Annotated in this window: 5 protein-coding genes, 2 pseudogenes and 1 riboswitch; of the genes and pseudogenes, 2 read left to right on the forward strand and 5 right to left on the reverse strand. The window is 72.5% G+C overall.

What is annotated here, in order from left to right:
* Positions 1 to 538: pseudogene (locus tag HMPREF3086_RS17045) on the reverse strand (hypothetical protein); the annotation flags it as partial.
* A 103-nt stretch (positions 539 to 641) separates the two neighbouring features.
* Here HMPREF3086_RS17045 and HMPREF3086_RS17050 point away from each other — a divergent pair.
* Complete coding sequence (locus tag HMPREF3086_RS17050; protein ID WP_007626822.1) at positions 642 to 842, forward strand: hypothetical protein; 201 nt, start codon at positions 642 to 644, stop codon at positions 840 to 842.
* A gap of 110 nt (positions 843 to 952) precedes the next feature.
* Here HMPREF3086_RS17050 and HMPREF3086_RS17055 read toward each other — a convergent pair whose 3' ends face one another.
* Positions 953 to 1582, reverse strand: a complete 630-nt coding sequence (locus tag HMPREF3086_RS17055) for a transglycosylase family protein (protein WP_070723136.1) — start codon at positions 1580 to 1582, stop codon at positions 953 to 955.
* A gap of 11 nt (positions 1583 to 1593) precedes the next feature.
* Positions 1594 to 1753: riboswitch (cyclic di-AMP (ydaO/yuaA leader) on the reverse strand.
* Positions 1754 to 1934: 181 nt separating this feature from the next.
* On the reverse strand, positions 1935 to 2222 hold the full coding sequence (locus HMPREF3086_RS17060) for a hypothetical protein (RefSeq protein ID WP_007626818.1): 288 nt from the start codon (positions 2220 to 2222) through the stop codon (positions 1935 to 1937).
* A gap of 117 nt (positions 2223 to 2339) precedes the next feature.
* Between HMPREF3086_RS17060 and HMPREF3086_RS19820 the strand changes: the two genes are divergently transcribed.
* The gene (locus HMPREF3086_RS19820; RefSeq protein ID WP_061229338.1) at positions 2340 to 2741 is read left to right on the forward strand and encodes a cold-shock protein; all 402 of its coding nucleotides are present in this window, start codon (positions 2340 to 2342) and stop codon (positions 2739 to 2741) included.
* 54 nt (positions 2742 to 2795) lie between these two features.
* Here the strand turns inward: HMPREF3086_RS19820 and HMPREF3086_RS17070 are convergent, their stop codons facing one another.
* Positions 2796 to 3305: a DUF2771 family protein gene (locus HMPREF3086_RS17070; protein WP_061916720.1), complete on the reverse strand. Its 510-nt coding sequence runs from the start codon at positions 3303 to 3305 to the stop codon at positions 2796 to 2798.
* A pseudogene (locus HMPREF3086_RS17075) lies at positions 3302 to 3760 on the reverse strand (MFS transporter); the annotation flags it as partial. The gene HMPREF3086_RS17070 and the pseudogene HMPREF3086_RS17075, both read right to left, overlap by 4 nt.

The raw sequence follows: 3760 nt of genomic DNA on the forward strand, positions 1-3760 counted from the left end.
CCGGGATGCGCCCGCGGGCGATGGCCTCGAGGACCCCCGCCGCAGCCGAGGACAGGCCGCCCCACGCCGCCTCGAGATCGGCCCCGGCGGGCTCGCCCGGATGAGGGGCCACCACGGGAGCCGACCGGATCGCCACCGCCGTGACGGGCACCATCCGCGCCGAGTCCTCCTCGCCCCAGATCAACGCGAGTTCGCGGAGACGGGCCACGGCGGCGTGGAAGACGGGCTCGTCGTCGTCGACACCCAGTCTCCCCGACACCGCGCCGAGCGGTACGGCCCCGGAATCGGCACCGACCGCGGCGGCTGCGGCCGCCACGAGCAGCTCCGGCCACGACAACGTCCCCACCGCCCGCGCGGTGGACGCCGGCAGGCGCAGGCGCGAGGCCAACACGTCCAGCGAGGCGGGCGGGGGAGTGGCCACGTCCGGGCGCAGCTCGCACACGCGCACGAGGGCGTCGTCGGACAACCCGGCGAGCCAGGCGGGGAAGTCCGGCGCGTCGGCGGTGGCGCCGCGGGAGGTGGCTCGGGAGCTCGGCATGATCCGTCCCAGCCTAGTGAGACCGCGGCGGCCGTGAGAACCGGTCCGCGTGGGAATCGACCCACCTGCTGCCGAATCGGGTCGGAGGTGAGAGACTACAGGGGTGGCTGCCAAGAAGAATCTGACCTATGACAACCCGGGTTGGCCCGACGCCTCGTACGGCGAGCACCCGGTCACCGAGCTCGCCGCGCTGGTCGCGGGAGGCCTGTCGCCGTTCGGGCAGGAGACCTTCCCGCTCCCGCAGGAGCGACTCGGTTACATCCACCCGTACACCAAGATCAACGGCGCGCCCTGGGTCGCCTGAGATCCGACCTCCGGCGCGGCGCCGGGGAACGCGAGAAGGGCCGCCACTCCCTGTAGGGGGGGGCGGCCCTTCCTCGTGGCCCGGGTACCGCTCGGCGGGTGTCGCCGGTGTCAGTTGGCCAGGTAGGTGGCGACGAAGCCGTCCACCAGGTCCTGGTTGCCGGCGTAGGCGGCGTCGACGGCGGCCTTGTTGGCCTCGTAACCCTCGGTGATCGGGAGGAAGACACCGCGGCTCTCGGCGAACGCCTTGAGAGTGGCCACGTGATCGGCGGCGCTGACCTCGGCCGGGGCGGCCGTATCAGCGTGCGGGCGCGGGGCCGGAGCCGGCTTCGGGGCCGACAGGTCACGCGGGGTGGGCGCCGAGTTGAGGCCCAGTTTGGCCGAGCAGGCGGGCCATGCGCCCCAGCCCTGGCCGGCGAGGGTCTTCTCGGCGATCGCGATCTGCTGCTCGCGCGTGGCCTGGTTGGCCGTCGGCGCGTACTGCGTGCCGCCGTAGGCGGCCCAGGTGCTCGGCGAGAACTGCAGGCCGCCCTGGTAGCCGTTGCCGGTGTTGATGGCCCAGTTGCCGCCGGACTCACACTGGGCCAGACGGTCCCAGTCGGAGTCGGGCGCGGCGTTGGCGGACGGCGCGAGGGCCAGGCCCGCGGCGGAGAAGGCGGTGCCGGCGAGCACGACCTTGACGGCGGTCTTGGGCGCGGAGGAGGGGGTGGCGGCGCGGTGGCGTCCGGTGTACGAGGTCATGTACGCGTCAGTCCTTTTCACTCTGTGCCTACGAGGTGAGCTGTCGGGTTCGGAAACGAGTGCGTCCGGCCGCCGGCGGCGGCTTCACCCCAAGGCGACCTGCGGTCGCCGGGCCCGTCGTGGGCCCTGTCGGGTCCCCCGTCCCCGCCCGGGTAATGGTCACAGTGGCGTCGGCCGCAGGGCGGGGTTCGGTGGGTGCGGCCGATGCCGACTCGCTGACGAGTCTGCTACGGAACAGTAGCGGTTCGATGCCGGATCGTCACCATTCTGAAATAAAAAGAGCTCGCCCGGGCGGAGATAGCGCGCTGTTATCCGCTCGTTACCTGGGTCGTTACCGGGCGGGTGGGGTTGGTCACACCCTGGGCGGGCGCGAGCCGAGAATGGCGTACGCGAGGCCCAGCAGGAAGCCCACCGGAGTGAAGAACATCGCGCCGAGGTACAGGATCGTCGGCGCGTCGCGGTCGAGCACGAACGGCGTCAGCGCGGCGACGATCGTGAAGACGACCCCGATCGCGAAGATGATCAGCGCGGCCACGAACAGCCCGCGGCGACGTGGCCGCGCGGGCGCGTGCGCGTCACCGGAGGCGGACGCGTCGGGTGTCCAGGGGTCGTCGGCCGGGCGTCGATCGTCGGAGGTCACACAGGGGAGGGTACCGCTCGCCTCGCGGCCGTCACCAACGCGCACGAGGGTAGTCTCTGATCGTCAGTGGAGTTGTCGGTCGCGCCCGTGCGCGCCCGGGACGGAAGGTGGTTCGCGGTGCCCAGCGGCAAGGTCAAGTGGTACGACGCGGAGAAGGGGTTCGGCTTCCTGTCCCAGGAGGGCGGCGAGGACGTCTACGTACGCGCGGACGCGCTCCCCGCCGGCGTGGAGACCCTGCGCCCCCGTCAGCGTGTGGAGTTCGACATGGTCTCCGGCCGCCGCGGTCCGCAGGCGCTGCGCGTGGTGGTCCACGACGAGCCGACCGTCGCCGAGGAGCGCGCCCCGCGCGGCGGGCCCAGGCGCTCGCCCGATGAGCTGCACGGGATGGTCGAGGACATGATCAAGGTGCTCGAGTCGACCGTCCAGCCGGAGTTGCGGCGCGGTCACCGACCGGACCACAAGATCTCGAGCCGGGTTGCCTCGGTCTTGCGCGCGGTAGCGCGCGAGCTGGACGCCTGATCCCGTCACGGCGCAGGGCCGGGGCGAGGGCCCGGCTCCAGTGCGTTCGGTGGGTCAGTCCTCGTAGGTGAAGCCGACCGACCACTCGCCGTTGAGGATCGACTCCGAGCCGTCCGCCGCGTAGACGATCGCCACTGCCCGGATGGCCAGGCCCTCGATCCGGCCCTCCTCCGGGGTGGTCACGGGCACGAGGAGCTGGCCGGGTCCGTCCGCCTCGACCGTGTAGTCGCGCACCCCGTCGGCGCGGACCTCGTAGACGTCCATCGTCGCGGACCGCAGCTCGCCGGGTAGCCGGACCGTCAACGTGTGCTCGTCCTGCACGTGGAATTCGCCGACCGGGTTGGTGTACGTGTTGCCGTCCAGGTCGGTCGCGGTGAACGGCAGGACCCTCTCCTCCCCGCGGTCGGTGGCGACGGTGATCTCGGGCAGCGCCCCGTAGCGGGACTCCGACCCCTGCCACGCGCCGACGATCGCCGCGATCATGATGATCATCCACGCCAGGATCGCCCAGGTGACGGGGCGGACGCGGGGGCCGGTCGACGGGGTATCGCTGAGGGAACTCACCCCTTCATTCTGCCGAGCAGGTGGCCGTCGAGCGCACCCGGGTCACGTCGCCCACCCGGGAACCGCGGCCGGTTGCCGCCCAATCCGGGTACGAGGGTGGAGCCGCGGGCGGTGAGTAGTGACTGCGCGAACAGCAGGGCGCCGACCGAGGCGATCACCGAGAACCCGATCGTGAAGTCCGGGGGCAACAGCACGCCCAACGCCCCGCCCGCGACCCACGCCAGCTGCAACGCGGTCTCGGACCGGCCGAACGCCGACGAGCGGGCGGCGTCGGGGATGTCGGTCTGGATGGACGCGTCCAGCGCCACCTTGCCCAGTGCGCTGCACACCGCGGCCACCAGCGCCAGGACGGCCGCGCCCAAGAGCGTGCCCAGGAATGCCGCGACGACGGCCGTGGCCAGCGCGGCACCTGCCGCCGTGCTCGTGATCCGGCCCGGGCGCCCCAGCGGCAGGCG

The organism is Dietzia sp. HMSC21D01 (assembly GCF_001815995.1).
GTDB classification, from domain to species: Bacteria; Actinomycetota; Actinomycetes; order Mycobacteriales; family Mycobacteriaceae; genus Dietzia; species Dietzia cinnamea.